17 protein-coding genes are annotated in these 17887 nt (G+C 74.3%); 6 read left to right on the forward strand and 11 right to left on the reverse strand.

Annotated features, from left to right (window positions below; genetic code table 11):
- Nucleotides 1–15 precede the first annotated feature (15 nt).
- A complete protein-coding gene (locus O2W17_RS10190; RefSeq protein WP_269192315.1) occupies nt 16–816 on the reverse strand; it encodes an exodeoxyribonuclease III in 801 nt (266 codons plus the stop codon).
- A gap of 155 nt (nt 817–971) precedes the next feature.
- Between O2W17_RS10190 and O2W17_RS10195 the strand changes: the two genes are divergently transcribed.
- Nucleotides 972–2522, forward strand: a complete 1551-nt coding sequence (locus O2W17_RS10195; protein WP_269192316.1) for an LCP family glycopolymer transferase — start codon at nt 972–974, stop codon at nt 2520–2522.
- 4 nt (nt 2523–2526) lie between these two features.
- Here the strand turns inward: O2W17_RS10195 and O2W17_RS10200 are convergent, their stop codons facing one another.
- From O2W17_RS10200 to O2W17_RS10215, 4 genes are read right to left on the reverse strand one after another with little or no spacing between them, the layout of a single operon-like run.
- Entirely contained in the window at nt 2527–2913 is a 387-nt protein-coding gene (locus tag O2W17_RS10200) for a VOC family protein (RefSeq protein WP_269192317.1), read from the reverse strand.
- A gap of 10 nt (nt 2914–2923) precedes the next feature.
- On the reverse strand, nt 2924–3196 hold the full coding sequence (locus O2W17_RS10205; protein ID WP_269192318.1) for an ArsR/SmtB family transcription factor: 273 nt from the start codon (nt 3194–3196) through the stop codon (nt 2924–2926).
- Nucleotides 3197–3248: 52 nt separating this feature from the next.
- Nucleotides 3249–4850 (reverse strand): ABC transporter permease, encoded by a 1602-nt coding sequence (locus tag O2W17_RS10210; protein ID WP_269192319.1) that lies wholly within the window; start codon nt 4848–4850, stop codon nt 3249–3251.
- Nucleotides 4847–5776, reverse strand: coding sequence for an ABC transporter ATP-binding protein (locus tag O2W17_RS10215; RefSeq protein ID WP_269192320.1), 930 nt, complete (start codon nt 5774–5776; stop codon nt 4847–4849). The genes O2W17_RS10210 and O2W17_RS10215 overlap by 4 nt, the downstream gene beginning before the upstream one ends.
- 74 nt (nt 5777–5850) lie before the next feature.
- Here O2W17_RS10215 and O2W17_RS10220 point away from each other — a divergent pair, with 74 nt between their 5' ends.
- On the forward strand, nt 5851–6384 hold the full coding sequence (locus O2W17_RS10220) for a GbsR/MarR family transcriptional regulator (RefSeq protein ID WP_269192321.1): 534 nt from the start codon (nt 5851–5853) through the stop codon (nt 6382–6384).
- A gap of 70 nt (nt 6385–6454) precedes the next feature.
- Nucleotides 6455–6979, forward strand: a complete 525-nt coding sequence (locus O2W17_RS10225) for a GNAT family N-acetyltransferase (protein ID WP_269192322.1) — start codon at nt 6455–6457, stop codon at nt 6977–6979.
- A gap of 43 nt (nt 6980–7022) precedes the next feature.
- On the opposite strand, the gene O2W17_RS10230 is transcribed toward O2W17_RS10225, so the two are convergent.
- A complete protein-coding gene (locus tag O2W17_RS10230; protein WP_269192323.1) occupies nt 7023–7973 on the reverse strand; it encodes an acyl-ACP desaturase in 951 nt (316 codons plus the stop codon).
- Nucleotides 7974–8147: 174 nt separating this feature from the next.
- Here O2W17_RS10230 and O2W17_RS10235 point away from each other — a divergent pair, with 174 nt between their 5' ends.
- Together O2W17_RS10235 and O2W17_RS10240 are read left to right on the forward strand one after the other, a co-directional pair.
- Nucleotides 8148–8363 carry a hypothetical protein gene (locus O2W17_RS10235; RefSeq protein WP_269192324.1) on the forward strand — a complete coding sequence of 72 codons (216 nt, stop codon included), beginning with the start codon at nt 8148–8150 and terminating at the stop codon, nt 8361–8363.
- 30 nt (nt 8364–8393) lie between these two features.
- Entirely contained in the window at nt 8394–8648 is a 255-nt protein-coding gene (locus O2W17_RS10240) for a hypothetical protein (protein ID WP_269192325.1), read from the forward strand.
- A gap of 64 nt (nt 8649–8712) precedes the next feature.
- Here the strand turns inward: O2W17_RS10240 and O2W17_RS10245 are convergent, their stop codons facing one another.
- From O2W17_RS10245 to O2W17_RS10255, 3 genes are all read right to left on the reverse strand, one after another.
- Nucleotides 8713–9924, reverse strand: coding sequence for an acyl-CoA dehydrogenase family protein (locus tag O2W17_RS10245; protein WP_269192326.1), 1212 nt, complete (start codon nt 9922–9924; stop codon nt 8713–8715).
- A gap of 166 nt (nt 9925–10090) precedes the next feature.
- Nucleotides 10091–10537, reverse strand: coding sequence for a DUF4383 domain-containing protein (locus O2W17_RS10250; protein WP_269192327.1), 447 nt, complete (start codon nt 10535–10537; stop codon nt 10091–10093).
- Nucleotides 10538–10699: 162 nt separating this feature from the next.
- Complete coding sequence (locus O2W17_RS10255) at nt 10700–12355, reverse strand: carbamoyltransferase family protein (protein ID WP_269192328.1); 1656 nt, start codon at nt 12353–12355, stop codon at nt 10700–10702.
- Nucleotides 12356–12554: 199 nt separating this feature from the next.
- Here O2W17_RS10255 and O2W17_RS10260 point away from each other — a divergent pair, with 199 nt between their 5' ends.
- On the forward strand, nt 12555–15389 hold the full coding sequence (locus O2W17_RS10260) for a PAS domain S-box protein (protein WP_269192329.1): 2835 nt from the start codon (nt 12555–12557) through the stop codon (nt 15387–15389).
- A gap of 24 nt (nt 15390–15413) precedes the next feature.
- Here the strand turns inward: O2W17_RS10260 and O2W17_RS10265 are convergent, their stop codons facing one another.
- Entirely contained in the window at nt 15414–17126 is a 1713-nt protein-coding gene (locus O2W17_RS10265; RefSeq protein WP_269192330.1) for a RecQ family ATP-dependent DNA helicase, read from the reverse strand.
- A gap of 65 nt (nt 17127–17191) precedes the next feature.
- Nucleotides 17192–17791: a DUF2238 domain-containing protein gene (locus tag O2W17_RS10270; RefSeq protein WP_269192331.1), complete on the reverse strand. Its 600-nt coding sequence runs from the start codon at nt 17789–17791 to the stop codon at nt 17192–17194.
- Nucleotides 17792–17887: the final 96 nt, after the last annotated feature.

The following is a 17887-nucleotide window of genomic DNA, read 5'->3' on the forward strand; positions in this document are numbered from 1 at the left end:
CAGGCTACGTGCCCCCTACTGCAGGTCGACCACGACCGGCGCGTGGTCGCTGGCGCCCTTGCCCTTGCGCTCCTCGCGGTCGATGAAGGCGCCGGTGACCCGGTCGGCCAGCGCGGGCGACCCCAGCACGAAGTCGATCCGCATGCCCTCGCGGCGGGGGAAGCGCAGCTGCGTGTAGTCCCAGTACGTGTAGACGCCGGGGCCCGGCGCGTGCGGGCGCACCACGTCGGCGTAGCCGGCGTCGACGACCGCCCGGAACGCGGCCCGCTCCGGCGCCGAGACGTGGGTCGAGGTGCTGAACACCGACATGTCCCAGACGTCGTCGTCCTGCGGGGCGATGTTCCAGTCGCCGACCAGGGCCACCGGCGTGCTCGGGTCGTCGGCCAGCCAGCCCGCCGCGGTGTCGCGCAGCGCGGCCAGCCACTCCAGCTTGTAGGTGTAGTGCGGATCGGCCAGGGTGCGGCCGTTCGGCACGTACAGGCTCCAGATCCGCACTCCCGCGCAGGTCGCGCCCAGCGCGCGGGCCTCGGGTGCCGGGTCCTGGCCCTCCTTCGACGACCAGGGCGGCATGCCGGGGAAGCCGGCGGTCACGTCCGCCAGGCCGACGCGGGAGAGGATCGCGACGCCGTTCCACTGCGAGTGGCCCACGTGCGCGACCTCGTAGCCCGCGGCGCTGAAGACCATCTCCGGGAACTGCTCGTCCCGGCACTTGGTCTCCTGCATCGCCAGGACGTCGACGTCGTGCCGCTCCAGGAAGGCCGCCACGCGGTCGGCGCGGGTGCGGATCGAGTTCACGTTCCAGGTGGCCAGGCGCACGGTGCGGAGCTTACGGAGGGCTCCCGACGCCGGCGGCGGGCCCGCCGCGTCGCCGGGTCGGGCGGTTCCGGGCGGTGGGTGGTCGAGGAGGCCCCCCACCTGGGCGAACGGTGCGATCATGGTCGGGTGAGCAGGTCGAGCGGGGGAGAGGCGGCATGACCGCCGGGGCGATGCCGCCTGCTCGCGAGGGGGACGGTGCGACGGCGGGCGAGGAGCACCCGCGGGGCCGGCGCAGCTTCGGTGCCGCGCTGGGCTGGACCGTCCTGGGCGCACTGGTGCCCGGCACCGGCTTCCTCGCGGCCGGCCGCCGTCGGCTCGGCGCCGTCGTCCTGACGGTCTTCCTGCTGCTGGCAGCCGCCGGCATCTGGCTGGCCACCGGAGGGCAGCGGTTCGCCGCCCGCACCCTGGTCGACACCGACGTCCTGCTCTGGGCGACGGTCGGCGTCGGTGTGCTGGCGGTCCTGTGGATCGCCGTCGTCGTCGCCGGCTACCGGATGCTCGTCCCGCCCCGCACGTCCCGCGGGCGGCGCGTCGCCGGGGGCCTCGTCGTGGCCGTCCTGGTGGCCGCGATCGCCGCTCCGGCGTTGTTCGCCGGGCAGCTGGCGGCGACCTCGCGGGACCTCATCGCCGGTGTGTTCGACGACGGCCGGCAGTCGGCGACCGTCACCGAGGGCCCGGAGGAGGACGTCGAGCTCTTCGGCGGCCGCGAGCGGGTGAACGTGCTGCTGCTGGGCGGAGACGGCGGAGAGGGCCGGGAGGGCGTGCGCACCGACACGGTCATCGTGGCCAGCGTCGACACCGGGACCGGCGAGACGGTGCTCGTCAGCCTGCCCCGCAACCTGCAGGACCTGCCCTTCCCGGAGGACAGCCCGCTCGGCGAGGTCTACCCCGACGGCTTCGACGCCGGCAGCGAGAGCGAGAGCCTGCTCAACGCCGTCTACCGCAACGGCCCGGCCTGGTACCCCGACGCCCTGGGCCCCACCGACGACCCGGGGGCGGACTTCCTGAAGCTCGGCGTCGGCGAGGCCCTGGGCCTGCGGATCGACTACTTCGTGCTGGTCAACCTCGAGGGGTTCAGCCGGCTGGTCGACGCGCTCGGCGGGATCACCGTGAACGTCAACTACTACGTGCCGATCAACGGCGACCCGGGCACCGGGAAGCTGCCCGACGACTACATCGAGCCCGGCCCGGACAAGCAGATGGACGGCTTCACCGCCCTGCAGTTCGCCCGCGGGCGGTTCGGGCTCACCGACTACGACCGGATGGAGCGGCAGCGGTGCACGATCTCCGCGATCGTCGACGCCGCCGACCCGGGAACGCTGCTGCAGCGCTACCAGCGGCTGGCCGCGACGACCGAGGACATCGTCAGCACGGACATCCCGCGGTCGCGGCTGGACGACTTCGTCGACCTGGCGTTCCGCGTGAAGGACGCCGAGATCCGCAGCGTCGTCCTCGACCCGTCGGTGATCGACCCGGCCTACCCCGACTACGACCGCATCCGGCAGCTGGTCGACGAGGCGATCGATCCCCCGCCGGCCGCGCCACCCGCGCCGCCGCCGCCGGCGCCCGCGGACGGCTCCGAGCCCGACCCCGCACCCGAGGCGGAGGGCAGCCCGGTCGCCGACGTCGCCGACGCCTGCGCCTTCGACCCGGTCCAGGCCGCGGAGGCCCGCGCGGCGGGCGAGCCGCCGACCCGTCAGGACTGAGCGATCAGTTCATGGCGGCGATCTGCAGCAGGTTGCCGCAGGTGTCGTCGAGCACGGCGGTGGTCACCGGCCCCATCACCGTCGGCGGCTGGGTGAAGGTGACCCCCAGGGCGGTCAGCCGGTCGTACTCGGCCTGCACGTCGGCCACCGTGAACGAGTTGTACGGGATGCCGTCGCCGACCAGGCCCGCCTTGTACGCCTTCGCCACCGGGTGCCCGTCCGGCTCGAGGACCAGCTCCACGCCGTCGGGCTGCTCGGGCGAGACGACGGTGAGCCACCGGTGCTCTCCGAGCGGGATGTCGTTCTTCTTCGTGAAGCCGAGGACGTCGGTGTAGAAGCGCAGCGCCTTCTCCTGGTCGTCGACGAACACGCTGGTCAGGGTGATCCGCACGGTGCCCTCCTCAGGGGTCGATCCGCCACCGCTCGGTGACGGCGCGCAGCGGGGAGGTGTCCAGGTGGTGGAACTTGTAGCGCCCCTCGCGGCGGGTGCGCACCAGGCCCGCGGCCTCGAGCACGTCCAGGTGCTGGGAGACGGCCTGGCGCGAGGAGCTGACCCCGTGCCGGGTGACCAGCCGGGTGATCAGCTCGAACAGCGTCTGCCCGTCCCGCTCCTGGAGCACGTCGAGGATGGCGCGCCGGGTGGGGTCCGCGAGGGCCTTGAACACATCGCCCACCCCGGCAGCATAGGCAAGCGGATACTTGCCTGACAAGTGACCTCGCGCGGGATCACAGGGTGATGTCGCGCCGCCGGAAGCCGGTGAAGCCGGCCGTGAGCAGGGCGGCGGCCACGGCGGCCAGTCCGACCAGGGGGGCGAGGGTCCACGCCTCGAGCGGCAGGGTGGGGATCCAGGTGATGGGGGACAGGTCGCGCACCCAGCCCGGCCAGTCGAACGACTCGGCGAACATGGTGATCAGCAGGAAGAGGCCGACCGCCGTCCACGCCACCGTCGTCGCCAGGCGGGGGAGCAGCCCGAACAGCGCGACGGCGACGCCGGCCACGACCCAGATGGCGGGGACGTAGGACACCGCGGCCCCGATCATCCGGCCCAGCGCCGCGCCCTCCCCGGTCTGCGCCACGCGCACCAGCCCGGTGGTGGTCCCGGCTGCGGTCATGGCCAGCGCCGATCCCAGCAGGGCGACCAGCACGTGGCTGCCCAGCCAGGCCGCCCGGCTCGTCGCCGTCGCCAGCAGCACCTCGGCCCGGTCCCCCGACTCCTCGCTGCGGGCCCGCAGGACCGCGGAGACCGCGTACGCCGAGGCGAGCAGCGCCGTGATGGCGAACGTGGTGCCGAGGTAGGCGTCGACGAGCTGGTCGACGTCCGGGTCGCCGAACATGGCCAGCGCCTGCTCGTTCTCCCCGATCAGCGTCTCGACCGACTCCGCGAGGGCGCCGTAGACCACGCCCAGCAGCGCCAGCCCGACCGTCCAGGCCAGCAGTGCGCCGCGGTGCAGCCGGACCGCCAGGCCGAGCGGGGAGAGCAGCGCCGGCCGTGCGGCAGGCCGGCCGGGGCGCGGCTGGGTGAGCCCGGACCCCAGGTCGCGCCGGTCGAGCAGGGCGAAGCCGCCGACGACGAGACCGGCGGCCACGACCAGGCACAGCAGCAGCGGGACGACGGCGTCGTCGGAGAACGGGTGCGAGGCCTGCGCCCACCCGATCGGTGAGGTCCACACCACCCAGTTGCCCTCGATGTCACCGATCGCGCGCAGCACGAACGCGACCGCGAACAGCCCGCCGACCAGGCCGTAGACGGCGCGGGTGTGGCCGGTCACCTGGGCGGCGACGGCGGTGATCCCGGTGAAGACCAGGCCGCACGCGCCCACCGCGGCGCCCAGCACGAAGGAGCCGGCCGCCGGCAGCCCGGACGCCGTCGTCGCCGCGCCGATGGACAGCGCCAGCACGCCGCAGGCCAGCGAGGAGAGCAGCACGGCGGCCAGCAGCGGTGCGTGCCGGCCGACGCGGGCCGACCGCAGCAGCTCCGTACGCCCAGCCTCCTCGTCGGCCCGGGTGTGCCGGGTAACGGTGAACATCGCCATGAGCGCGGCGATCAGCATGACGGTCGCGGAGATCTCGAAGGCCACCGCGCCGGCGACGGTGTCCAGCCCGACCGGGGGTCCGGCCAGCGCGATCGTCGCCGCGTTGCTGCCCACCGACGCCCGGTAGGCGGCGAGGTCCGCGGGGGTCTCGTAGAACGCCTGGCTGGTGACCGACTGCGTGACGACCATGAAGGTGCCGGCGGCGATCCAGACCGGCAGGCGCAGCCGGTCCCGGCGGAGCGCGAAGCGGAACAGCGCGCCGGTGCCGGCGAGCGTGCCCGACCCGGTGCTCATGATCGCCCCGCTCCCTGCGCCACCGGCACGCCGTCGGCGGCGAGCTCGTCGCCGTAGTGGCGCAGGAACAGCTCCTCCAGCGTGGGCGGGGTGCTGGTCAGCCCGCGCACGCCCAGCGGGGTGAGGTGCCGGAGGACGTCGTCCAGCGCGTCGGTGTCGGCGTCGAAGTGCACCCGGCCGTCCTCGCGGCGCAGGTCGTGCACCCCGGGGAGGGAGTCCAGGCCGTCGGCGGGCCGCTCGGTCTCCACGACCATGGACATCCGGGTGAGGTGCCGCAGCTCGGTCAGCGTGCCGCTCTGCACCGTGCGGCCGAGCCGGATGATGCTCACCCGGTCGCAGAGGGCCTCGGCCTCGGCGAGGATGTGGCTGGACAGCAGCACCGTGCGGCCCTCGGCACGCAGTTCGCGGATGCACTCCTGGAACACCGCCTCCATGAGCGGGTCCAGGCCCGAGGTCGGCTCGTCGAGGACGAGCAGCTCCGCGTCCGAGGCGAGCGCCGCTACGAGCGCGACCTTCTGCCGGTTGCCCTTCGAGTAGGTGCGCGCCTTCTTCCGCGGGTCGAGGTCGAAGCGCTCCAGCAGCTCCGCACGCCGGCGCGGGTCGAGCCCGCCGCGCAGCGCGCCGATCAGGTCGATCGCCTCGCCGCCGCTGATGCTCGGCCAGAGGGTGACGTCGCCCGGCACGTAGGCGAGGCGGCGGTGCAGCGCGACGGCGTCGCGCCAGGGATCACCGCCGAGCAGTTCGGTCCGGCCGCCGTCGGGGCGCAGCAGGCCCAGCAGCACGCGGATGGTGGTGGACTTCCCGGAGCCGTTCGGGCCGAGGAAGCCGTGCACCTCGCCCGAGGCGACCTCGAGGTCGAGGCCGTCGAGGGCGCGGGTGGCGCCGAAGGTCTTCACCAGGCCGGACACGGAGATGGCTGTGGTCACGGGACGGGAACCTACACAGGTTTCACAACGTTGTGAAGGTTCTCACGCACGCGACGTTCGGGTACCGTGGCGGGGTGACCACCGTGGACGGCGAGGAGATCCAGCGAGCCGCCCTCCTGCGCTTCGTCGAGCGGTTCGCCCTGGTCCTGCGGGAGTCCGGGATGTCCCCGATGCCGGCCCGCGTCCTGGCCTACGCACTGGCCGACGACGCCGACCGCTACACCGCCACCGACCTCGCCGCCGGCCTCCAGGTGAGCCCGGCCGCGATCAGCGGCGCCGTGCGCCAGCTGGTCCAGGTGGGTCTCCTGGTGCGGGAACGGGAGCCGGGTACGCGCAGCGACCTCTACGTCCTCGACGACACCGACCTGTGGTCCCGCTTCATGGCCTCCGAGCTGGCGGCGCTGCAGCGGTTCGAGGACGCCGTGGCGGCGGGGGTCGAGGGGCTGGGCGTCGACCGGCCCGGCGGGCGCCGCCTGGCCGAGACCCGCGACTTCATGGCCTTCCTGCACGCCGAGCTGGCCGACGCCGTGGCCCGCTGGCCGGCGGAGCGGGCGCGCCGGGCGGCCGACCGGCAGGCCGACCGGGAGGCCGACCGGGAGGCCGGCTGACCGGACCGCAGTCGCGGTGCGTCGGAGGCGGGAGGAGGTCGTGCGCGGGAGCGCAGGGGCTCGCGGGAGGATGGACGCCGTGAGCGCCGAGGTCCGTGCCGTGCCCGAGGTCGACGACGTCCTGCGCCAGGAGCTCCTGGCCTGCTGGACCGACGTCACGAACGCCGGCGGCGCCGTCGGGTTCGTCCCCCCGGTGACGCCCGAGGACGTCGTCCCGCTGCTCGACAAGCTGCTGGAGGGCGTCCACTCCGGCCGGGACGTGCTCGCCCTGCTCGTCGTGGACGGCGAGACGGCCGGGTTCGCCAGCGTCGTCGGGTCGCTGAGCCCGCTGCGCCGCCACTGGGGCACCGTCCTGCGGGTGCAGGTGCACCCCTCCCGCCAGGGGCAGGGGCTCGGACGGGTGCTGATGGCCGGGGTGCACCGGATCGCCCGCGAGCGGGAGTGGGAGTTCCTCCACCTGACCGCCCGCGGCGGCACGGGCCTGGACGGCTTCTACCGCGGCCTGGGGTACGCGGAGGTCGGCCGGCTGCCCGGCGCCATCCGCGTCGCCCCCGGCGACGACCGCGACGAGATCGTCATGGCCTGCCCGCTCTGAGCACCGCGCGGACCGGCTGCCGGTAGCGGGGCCGAGAACTCCGTCAGACCTGGACGGGGACCTCGCCCCTGGCCGTCATCCGGGCCCGCAGCCGCTCGCGGCTCTCCACGAACTTGGTGGCCTGGGCGTCCAGGCCGGTGAGGAACTCGGCCAGCCGCTCGCGGGCCTGTTCGCCCTCGGGGCCGAGGTCGCTGCGGTCGAAGACCTTCCAGGTGCGCAGGATGGGGCTGACCACCTCGTCGTGGTGCAGGCGCAGGTCGTAGATGCCGGCCTTGGCGATGATCGTGGAGTTCTTCCGGAAGTTCGCCATGTTCGCGCCGGGCATCTCGAAGTTCATGACCTCGGTGGCCACCGCCTTCATCGTCTCGTCGGGGTCGATGTCGAACGCCGCGGTGATCAGGTTCCGGTAGAAGATCATGTGCAGGTTCTCGTCGGTGGCGATGCGGGCCAGCAGCTTGTCCGCGATCGGGTCGCCGGTGGCCTTCCCGGTGTTGCGGTGCGAGACGCGGGTGGCCAGCTCCTGGAACGAGACGTAGGCGACCGCCTCGAGCGGGGTCTTGTCGCCGGAGTCGTAGCCGGTGGTCATGTAGTCCATCCGGGCGCGCTCCAGCTCGACCGGGTCCACGCCCCGGGTGACGACGAGGTAGTCCCGCAGCGCGACGCCGTGCCGCCCCTCCTCCGCCGTCCAGCGGCCCACCCACTGGCCCCACGCCCCGTCCCGGCCGAAGCGGGTGGCGATCTCGCGGTGGTAGCTGGGCAGGTTGTCCTCGGTCAGCAGGTTGACGAACATCGCGGCCTTCGCCGTCGCGTCCAGCCGGGACTGCTCCGGCGACCAGTCCTCGCCGCCGAGGAAGGCGAAGTTCCGCCCCTCGTCCCACGGGACGTAGTCGTGCGGATGCCATTCCTTCGCCATCCGGATGTGCCGGTCGAGGTTCTCCGCGACCACCGGCTCGAGCTCGGTGAGGACGGCTGCCTGCGGGGACGTCTGGGTCATGGGGGACCTCCGGGTCGATGCGACCTGCTCCGTCGCGACCTACGCCGACCGAGCCTGCGGACGTGCTCGTACGGGTGTGCCCCGTCCGGCCGGCCGTTACCCCTCCACCAGCGGCCGGCCTCGACCGGGCCTGCCGTCCGGGAGCCGCCGGCCAGGTTTGGCAGGGTGGGGGGCATGACCGACCCGTCCCCCGGCACGCCCGTCTCCCGCACCGCCCGCCGTGAGCGCCTGGTCGGACTCCTCGTCCTCGGGATCGCCTTCGTGCTCCTCGTGTCGTCCCCGACCTGGTTCGCCAGCGACCAGGCGGGGGTGGGGATCGGCCAGCTGGCCGTCGCCGTCGTCCTGGCGGTCGTCGGCGCCCTCCTGGTCCGGCGCGCCGGCCGGGGCTGAGCGCCCGGGGCACCGCCGTTGCGACCTGACGTGACGCGCACCACACTCGCCACGACGCCCGACGGGCGGTGGACGGAGGAACCGGTGAAGCTGGACAAGCAGGAGCTCGTGCGGATGCTGCGCACCGAGGGCGACAACGACACCGCCGACCGGGTGGACGGGCGCTTCGGCGACCAGGTGGACACCGATCGGGACGGCGACGCCCTGGCGGAGATGGGGCTGGACCGCACCCAGCTCATGGCCAAGCTCGCGGGCGGCTCGTTCGGGACCACGCTCAGCCCCTGAGCCGGCAGACGCCGGTGGCCCGGAACCGCGAGCGGTTCCGGGCCACCGGTCGTGCGGGCCTCGATCAGCCGGCGAAGGGGCGCTCCCGCGCCAGCTCCTCCTTGGCCACGCCGCGGATGTGCACCGCGTCCGGGCCGTCGACGATGCGCAGCGTGCGGGCGCTGGCGTAGAACCGGGCCAGCACCGTGTCGTTGCTGACGCCGGCGCCGCCGTGGACCTGGATGGCGCGGTCGATGACGTCCAGGGCCACCTTCGGGGCGGCGACCTTGATCGCCGAGATCTCGGTGCGCGCGCCCTTGGCGCCGTACTTGTCGATCAGGTCGGCGGTCTTCAGCACGTAGAGACGCGCCTGGTCGATCTCGATCCGGGACAGCGCGATGGCCTCCCGCACGGTGCCCTGCTCGGCCAGCGGGCGGCCGAAGGCGACGCGGTTCTTGCTGCGCTCGACCATCAGCGCCAGCGCGCGCTCGGCCATGCCGATGGCGCGCATGCAGTGGTGGATGCGGCCGGGGCCGAGCCGGGCCTGGGCGATCATGAAGCCGTCACCCTCGCCGGAGAGGATGTTGCTGACCGGCACGCGGACGTCGGTGAAGCGCAGCTCGGAGTGGCCGTGCTGGTCCTGGTACCCGAAGACCGGCAGGTGCCGGATGATCTCCAGCCCCGGGGTGTCGCGGGGGACGAGCACCATCGACTGCTGCCGGTGCGGCGGGCCGTCGGGGTCGGTCTTGCCCATGACGATGAAGATCTGGCAGCGCGGGTCGGCGGCGCCGGAGGTCCACCACTTGCGGCCGTTGATGACGTACTCGTCGCCGTCGCGGACGATCGAGGTCTGGATGTTGCGGGCGTCCGACGACGCGACGTCGGGCTCGGTCATCGCGAAGCCGGAGCGGATCTCGCCCTCCAGCAGCGGGTTGAGCCAGCGCTCCTTGTGCTCCGGCGTGCCGAAGAGCATGAGCGTCTCCATGTTGCCGGTGTCCGGGGCGCCGACGTTCATCGACTCCGGCGCGATGACGGGCGACCAGCCGGTGATCTCGGCGACGGAGGCGTACTCGAGGTTGGAGAGCCCGCCGACCTCGTGGTGGAAGAGGTTCCACAGGCCGCGCTTGCGCGCCTCGGCCTTGAGCTCCTCCAGCACGGGCGGGTGCTCGTGGTCGTCGTGGCCGCGCTCGGCGCGCCAGGCGTCGTAGACGGGCTCGGCGGGGAACACGTGCTCCCGCATGAAGTCCCACGCGCGTGCGCAGACGTCCTCGGCCTTGGGCGAGAGAGCGAAGTCCATGACCCGCAACGTAGCGCCGGACGTGATGGCCCTCGCACCGGGGGTCCCGCGTCCTCCCGGGCCCCGGCAGAACGGGGCCCGGCGCGCGAGGAGCCGGGCCCCGCCGTCCGGTGGGACGACGCGACCCGGCTCCACCGGGAGGCCGGGCGAGCGGCCGGTGCGGGGGTCAGGCGCGGGTGCGACCCTCGACGGCGTTGCGGACCGGGCCCAGGGCGATGACCAGGCCGGCGAGGGCGCTGACCAGGTGCAGCCAGTTGTCGGCCCAGTTGATGCTCAGGAAGTCCCACTCGGCGTCGACGGCGAACAGGCCGTAGACGAACGTGGCGCCGTACCCGATCGCCAGCAGCCACCCGTACGTGCGGGCACCGCCCAGCGTGCGGGACAGGGCGATGCCCGCCGCACCGATCAGGATGTGGACGACGTTGTGGAACGGGTTGATCTCGAAGCCGACGATCGTCTCGCCGGAGTCGTGCGCGAAGAAGTTGTCGAACCCGGTGATGAAGAACCCGACGATCCCGACGAGCAGGTAGATGACGCCGATGGCCAGCGCCGCCATCTGCGGCCAGGTCATCCCCGGGCGATCCGCCCCGGTGCGGCCGGCTGCTGCAGACATCTGTGTCCTCCCATGGTGGTCGACCCGCCAGGTCCTGGCGGGGCTGGGCGAGGCGTACCCGGGGCGGGGGACGAGTAACGACCGCCCCCCCGTCGGGGGACGGTCGTTGCCGAACCGTCACCTGGGCCTCGGCCGGTGTTCGCACCCGGCCGGCCGGCCGGTTCAGTCCGCCCGGGTGCGGGAGGTCGCCGTCGGCCGGCGGACGACGAACGGCCCGATCGCCAGCAGGTCGACCGGTGCCGAGCCGAAGCACTCGAGGGCGTCGCGCGGGTCGTCGACCATCGGTCGGCCGGCGGTGTTCAGGCTGGTGTTCACCACGACCGGCAGCCCGGTGCGCCGCTCGAACGCCGAGATCATCCGGTGCACCAGCGGGGATGCCTCCGGGTCGATGGTCTGGATCCGCGCCGTCCCGTCGACGTGGGTGACGGTCGGGATGCGGTCGCGCCACTCCTCCGCGACGTCGTGGACGAACAGCATGTACGGCGAGGGGATCGGGCCGCGGCTGAAGATCTCCGGCGCCTTCTCCAGCAGCACCATCGGCGCCACCGGGCGGAACTGCTCCCGGCCCTTGACGTCGTTCATCCGCTCCAGGTTGGCCTCGAAGCCGGGGTGGGCCATCAGCGAGCGGTGGCCCAGCGCGCGCGGGCCGTACTCGCTGCGGCCCTGGAACCAGGCGACGATGCCGTTGTCGGCCAGCACCTCGGCCACCGCCTCGGCGACGTCGTCCGGGCGCTCGTAGTCGATCGCCGCGGTCTGCAGGACGCGCTCGATCTCGTCGTCGCTCCAGCCGCGGCCCAGCGCCGCGCCGGGCATCGGCTGGGTGTCCTCGCCGAGCTCGCGGGCCACGTGCAGGGCGGCACCGAGCGCCGTCCCGGCGTCACCGGCGGCCGGCTGCACCCAGACCTGCTCGAACGGGCTCTCGGCCAGGATGCGGGTGTTGGCCACGCAGTTGAGCGCCGTGCCGCCGGCCAGGGTGAGGGTCTTCTCCCCGGTCTGCTCGTGCACCCAGCGGGCCAGGTCGACCAGCACCTCCTCCAGCCGCTGCTGGACGCTGGCGGCGAGGTCGGCGTGGTCGGAGGTCCACTGGTCGCCCCTGCCCAGCCGGGGCGCGAACTCGGTGAAGTCGATCTTCTCGGTGCGGAAGCCGCCGTCGTCGGTGGCGCGGATCAGCTCGGTGAGGTCCCCGACGAAGCGCGGCTTGCCGTAGCTGGCCATCGCCATGACCTTGAACTCGTCGCTGCTGCGCAGGAAGCCAAGGTGGTCGGTGAGGTCCTCGTACATCAGGCCGAGGGAGTGCGGCAGCGCCTGCCCGGCCAGGATCTCCAGCTCGCCGTCGACGTAGCGGCCGGCCAGGTGGCTGTGCGCCTCGCCGCGGCCGTCGAGCACGAGCACCGCGTTCTGCCGCTGCGGGGCGGCCAGCCCGGCCGAGGCCGCGTGCGCGACGTGGTGCTTGACGAACCTGACCTTCGCCGGGTCGAGGCCGGGCAGCGCGTGCGCCAGGAAGTCCGGTGCCATCTCGGCGTACTTCTTGCGCATGACGTCGCCGAGGTCGTTCAGGCCGGTCTCCTCCGGCGTCGTCATCAGGCCCGGGTCGAAGGAGTAGGCGACCGCGTCGAGCTCCTCGGGGCGGATACCGGCCTCCGCCAGGCACCAGGCCGCGGACAGCTCGGGGAGCTCCCAGGCGCTCCAGGGCAGGGGGCGCTTGCCGTGCTTGCGCCGGCTGAAGCGCTCCTCCTCCGCCGCGGCCACGACCTTCCCGTCGACGACCAGCGCCGCCGCCGGGTCGTGGTAGATCGCGTTGATGCCCAGGACCTTCACGCTGCTGCTCCTCCCGGCCGGGCTCGTTCCACCCGGTCCTCGACGATGATCACGCCGAGGGGCCGGACCCGCACGGTGAGCCGCGCGGATCACGCGGCCGGGTGCGCCCGGGCCGGGGCACGGACCGGCTCCAGCAACCCCCGGGACGAGCCGATGAGGACGTGTGTCCTCCTCCCCGGTCCCGTCGCAGTCGTCGCCCGTGGCCGGTGCCGCGGACCTGCTGAGCGCCTACGGCCTGCCCGAGCACGCCCCGGCCGAGCAGCTGCGGGCGCTCACCCGGGTGGCCGCGGCGCTGTGCGGCACGCCCACCGCCGTGGTCAACCTGCTCGACGAGGCGTTCCAGCACCAGGTCGGTGCGGTCGGCTTCTGCGGCAGCCCCACCGCCGTGTCGGACTCGCTGTGCGCCGTCGCCATGGCGCGGCCGGCCCTGCGGCACGTCCCCGACGCCCGGCAGGAGCCCGCGTTCGCCGGCAACCCCTGGGTCGACGGCCGGATCGGGAACGTGCGCTTCTACGCCTCCGCGCCCATCGTCCTCACCGAGGGCCGGGCCATCGGTTCGCTCTGCGTCTTCGCCGACGAGCCCGGCCGGCTGGTCCCGGCCCAGCGGGAGGCGCTGGCCGACCTCGCCCGGCAGGCCGCCGTCCTCATCGAGCAGGCGCAGCAGGCGCGGGAGGCGGCCGACCAGGCGGCGCTGTTCCGGTTGGTGGCCGACGGCTCGGCCGACGTGCTGTGCCGCCACGCGCCGGACGGCACCGTCCGCTACGTCTCCCCGTCGCTGCGCAACGTGCTCGGGCACGAGCCGGCCACCGGGGTCGGTGCCGCGGACCTGCTGCGGATCGACCCCGACGACCTGCCCGACGTGCAGGACGCCATGCGGCGGGTGCTCGCCCGGGGGCGCAGCGCCTCGGTGCTGTTCCGGGCCGGGCACGCCGACGGGTCGATGCGCTGGCTGGAGGCCCGGCTCGCACCGATCCGGGGCGACGACGGCACGGTGCTCGAGCTGCACTCGGCCGCGCGCGACGTGACCGAGCGGGTGCGGGCGGCCCAGGAGCTGGCCCAGGTCGCCGAGCAGGCGGCCGGCCTCGTGGACACCTGCGCCGACGCGCTGGTCGCCATCGACGAGCGCAACATGGTGGTCGACTGGAACCCCGCGGCCGCGGAGACCTTCGGCTGGACCCGCGAGGAGGCGGTCGGCCGGGACCTGGCCGACCTGATCATCCCGGTCGAGCTGCGGACGCAGCACCGCGCGGGCCTGGCCCGGCTGCGCGACGGCGGGGAGGCGCGGATCCTGGGCCAGCAGGTGCAGGTGAGCGGCCAGCGGCGGGACGGCAGCCGGTTGCCCATCGAGCTGACGCTGTGGCGCAGCCGGGGCCGGGACGGCTGGCGCTACAACGCCTTCCTGCGGGACGTCACCGAGCGGGTCGCCGCCGAGGCGGCGCTCAGCGCGGCCCGGGACGACGCCGAGCGGCGGGCGGCGCTGACCACGGCGATCCTGCAGACCATCGACGTGGGCGTCGTCGCCTGCGACGGCGAGGGCCGGCTCACCGCCTTCAACCGCGCCGCCCACCAGCTGCACGGCCGGGCCGAGGAACCCGGGAGCGACCCCGCGGAGTGGCCGGCCCGGGACGACCTCCGGTCCGAGGACGGCGAGACCCCGCTCGCCGTCGAGCAGGAGCCGCTGCACCGGGCGCTGGCCGGGGAGGACGTCCGTGACGTCCCGATGGTCATCGCACCCCGGGGCGCGTCACCGCGCACGGTGTCGGTGGACGGCCGGGCCATGCGCGACAGCGCCGGGCGGTTGCTGGGCGCCGTCGTCGCCCTCAAGGACGTCACCCAGGCGCGGGCCCATGCCCAGGAGCTGACCGAGGCGCGCGACCAGGCGCTGGCCAGCACCCGGGCCAAGACCGCGTTCCTGGCGGCCGCCAGCCACGAGATCCGGACCCCGCTGAACGGAGTGCTGGGCACCCTGGAGCTGCTCGGGCTGGAGCGGCTCACGGCCCAGCAGGCCGAGTACGTCGCCGTGGCCCGCCGTTCCGGCGAGGCGCTGCTGCGGCTGCTCAACGACGTCCTGGACCTTTCCAAGGCGGAGACCACCGCCGTCGACCTGGCCAGCGAGGAGTTCAGCCCCGCGGACGTGGCCCGCGACGTCACCGCGGCGATGGGTCCGGTCGCGGCTCGCAAGGGGCTGTCCGTCGCGCTGGACGCACCGGCCGACCACCACCTCCTCGTCGGCGACCCGGCGCGGTTGCGCCAGGTGCTGATGAACCTGGTCGGCAACGCGGTCAAGTTCACCGCCCTCGGGCAGGTCACCGTCGCGGTCGAGCTCTGCCCGGCCGGCGCGGAGCTCTCGCGGCTGCGCATCTCGGTGCGTGACACCGGCGCGGGCATGGGCGCCGAGGAGCTGTCCGGCCTGTTCCAGCCGTTCTCCCAGGGCGCCCAGGGGCAGCGGTACGGCGGCACCGGGCTGGGCCTGGCGCTGAGCCAGCAGCTGGTCGAGCTGATGGGCGGCCGCCTCGACGTGCAGAGCACGCCCGGCAGCGGGTCCACGTTCGTCGTCGAGGTGGACCTGCCCCGCGCCCGCCGCGCGCCCGCCCCGTCCGCCGACGGCCCGGCCGCAGGGGCGGTGCGGGCCGCGGCCGCCGACGGGCTGCCGGCCGGACGTCGGCCACCGCGGGTCCTGCTGGCCGACGACAGCGAGATCAACCTGATGGTCGCCTCCGCCCTGCTCAGCAGCGCCGGCGCGGAGGTGGTCACCGTCGAGGACGGCGACGAGGCCGTGGCGGCCGTCCAGCGCGAGCACTTCGACCTGGTCCTGCTGGACAACCAGATGCCGCGGATGTCCGGCGTCGAGGCGGCCACGGCGATCCGGGCGCTGCCCGGCCCGGCCGGCGCGACCCGGCTGGTGGCGCTGACCGCCGGCACCGGCGAGGACCAGCGCGCCGCGTTCGCCGCGGCCGGTGTCGAGGGCTTCCTGACCAAGCCGGTGCGGCTGGCGGACTTCCGCCTGCTGCTGGAGGGGACGACCGCGGGCTAGGTGTGCTGCCCGGCCGGCAGCCGCTCAGCGGCGGGTGCGCAGCAGGTCGTTGCCCACGACGGCGGCCAGCGCGAGGGTCTTGTAGCCCACCTCGTCGAACAGCACGGTGATCCGGTCGTCCTCGACGCGCATGACCACGCCGTTCCCCCACTCGCTGTGCGCCACGGGGGTCTCCGGCGGGAACGGGACGTCGTGGTCGTCGGGTCGGGGGTGGTCCTGGGCGGTGCCGCTGCTGCAGTTGTCGCAGTTGCCGCACGCCTGGTCCAGCTGCTCGCCGAAGTACCCCAGCAGGAACTGGCGACGGCACTCGGTGGTCTCCGCGTAGCCGCGCATCATCTCGACCCGGCTCTGGTCGACCTTCTCGTGGTGCTCGGCCAGTTCGCGGGCGGCCGCGGCCGCGGCGCCGGGGCTCGGCGCCCCGTCCGCCGGGTGCGCGGCGCCGTCCTCGTCCACGACGACGGCGGCGACCTGCTCCAGCAGGTTGAGGTCGCGGGCGAGGGGCGTGGCGGCGCGGCCGGTCTCCTCGCGGAGGGTCTTCACGTCGACGCCGTCCGCCAGGCCCGCGGCCGGTGCGGCGGCGACCAGGCCGGCCACCTGCTGCAGCTCCTCCTCCGCCGGGGTGCCGGCGGCGAAGAAGCGGCGCAGCCCGAGGTCCTCCTGGCGGTAGACCAGGACGGCGAGCGCGGGCTCCCCGTCGCGGCCCGCCCGCCCGATCTCCTGGTAGTAGCTGTCGATCGAGTCGGCCGGCTCGGCGTGCACGACGAAGCGGGTGCCGGGCTTGTCGATGCCCATGCCGAACGCGGTGGTGGCGACGACGACGTCGAGCTCGTCCGCCATCCAGGCGCGCTGCGTCTCCTCGCGGTCGGTCTTCCGCAGCCCGGCGTGGTAGGCCTGCGCGCGCAGCCCGCGGTCGGTCAGCGCGGCGGCGATCTCCTCCGTGCCCTTGCGGGTGGCGGCGTAGACGATCCCCGGGCCCCGGCCCTCGCCGATCTCGGCGAGCACCCGGTCGAGCACGCCCTGCTCCTTGGCGTGCGCGTCGGCGTGGTGGTCGACCTCCAGCCGGATCTCCGGCCGGTCGAACCCGGCGACGACGATCTCGGGCTCGTCCATGCCCAGCTGCTCGACGATCTCGGCGCGGACCGGCGGCGCGGCGGTGGCGGTGAGCGCCAGCACGGTCGGGCGGCCCAGCTGCTCGACGACCGCGCCCAGCCGCAGGTAGTCGGGGCGGAAGTCGTGGCCCCAGGCGGAGACGCAGTGCGCCTCGTCGACGACGAACAGCGCCGGTTCCGCCGCGGCGATCGCCTCGACCACCTCGGGCTTGGTCAGCTGCTCGGGGGCGAGGAAGAGGAAGCGGACCGTTCCGTTCCCGATCCCGTCCAGGGCCTCCCGCTGGTCGGCGGCCGGGAGGCTGGAGTTCAGCTGGGCGGCGCGCCCCGCGTCGTCGGCGAGCTCGGTCAGGCGCTCGACCTGGTCGCGCTGCAGCGCGATCAGCGGCGAGACGACGACGACCGGGCCGTCCAGCAGCTGCCCGGCGACCTGGTAGACCGCCGTCTTCCCGGCTCCGGAGGGGAGGACGGCGAGGGTGTCCCGCCCCCCGACGACGGCCTGCATCGCGCGTTCCTGGCCGGGGCGGAACTCCGCGTACCCGAGGACCTCGCGGGCGAACTCGCGGATGCGGCGGGTGCGGACGGACGCCGAGCCGCCTGCCGGGTTGTCCCGGTCGGTGGGGAAGGGCACCGGCTGCGTCTCCCCGGTGGGGTCCGGGAGCAAACGGGACGCACCTCACAGGTGGGACGGGCGGCTCAGAGCCGGGTCGCGGCCCGCGCCCGGCGCCCGGTCCACCAGCCCACGGCCAGCCCCCCGACGAGGTCGGCGACCAGGTCGCGGGCGGTGTTGTCGTAACCGCCCACCGAGTGCTCGGGCAGGACCAGGGTGAGCACGTACTCGACGATCTCGTTGACCGCACCCGCGGCGGTCGCGCCCAGGACGACGATCCACCGGGTGACACCGGGCAGGTCGGGCCCGGACGGCGCCAGGCGGTGCCGCAGCGCCTCCCAGATCGCCCGCCCGACGAAGCCGAACCCCAGGTGCTGCAGGTTGTCGTAGCGCAGGACGCCGTCGACCAGCCACACCTGGTAGAGGATCCCGTCGCCCACGGGGACCATCCCGCCGGCCAGGTGCCCCAGCGCGAACGCCACGAGGCCCCAGATCGTGGCCGTGCTCAGCCCGACCCGCAGGTGGAGGCGGGCGACCGCGACCGCGCCGCCCAGCACGACCAGCGCGTACACGGGCCGGTTGGCCTGCCCGGTGGCGGTGCCGAGGGCGAGCAGGCCGGCGGTGCCGGTGACGAGCACCCCCACCGGCGCGAACTGCTCACGCACCGCCGTCCTCAGCCGGTCCACTGCGCCACCTCCGTCCCCCGGTCGGCGGCCCGCCGTGCCCCCGGGATCCGGCGACGGCGTCCTCCGCCGGGCGAGCCGCACGGTAGCTGGAAGGAT

Source organism: Blastococcus sp. VKM Ac-2987, from assembly GCF_026967805.1.
In the GTDB taxonomy this organism is placed as follows: Bacteria; Actinomycetota; Actinomycetes; order Mycobacteriales; family Geodermatophilaceae; genus Blastococcus.

Coding starts and splice junctions, on each gene's coding strand:
- O2W17_RS10195 (WP_269192316.1), top strand. CDS start 972: ATGACCGCCGGGGCGATGCCGCCTGCTCGCGAGGGGGACGGTGCGACG.
- O2W17_RS10210 (WP_269192319.1), bottom strand. CDS start 4,850: ATGAGCACCGGGTCGGGCACGCTCGCCGGCACCGGCGCGCTGTTCCGC.
- O2W17_RS10225 (WP_269192322.1), top strand. CDS start 6,455: ATGGACGCCGTGAGCGCCGAGGTCCGTGCCGTGCCCGAGGTCGACGAC.
- O2W17_RS10230 (WP_269192323.1), bottom strand. CDS start 7,973: ATGACCCAGACGTCCCCGCAGGCAGCCGTCCTCACCGAGCTCGAGCCG.
- O2W17_RS10235 (WP_269192324.1), top strand. CDS start 8,148: ATGACCGACCCGTCCCCCGGCACGCCCGTCTCCCGCACCGCCCGCCGT.
- O2W17_RS10245 (WP_269192326.1), bottom strand. CDS start 9,924: ATGGACTTCGCTCTCTCGCCCAAGGCCGAGGACGTCTGCGCACGCGCG.
- O2W17_RS10250 (WP_269192327.1), bottom strand. CDS start 10,537: ATGTCTGCAGCAGCCGGCCGCACCGGGGCGGATCGCCCGGGGATGACC.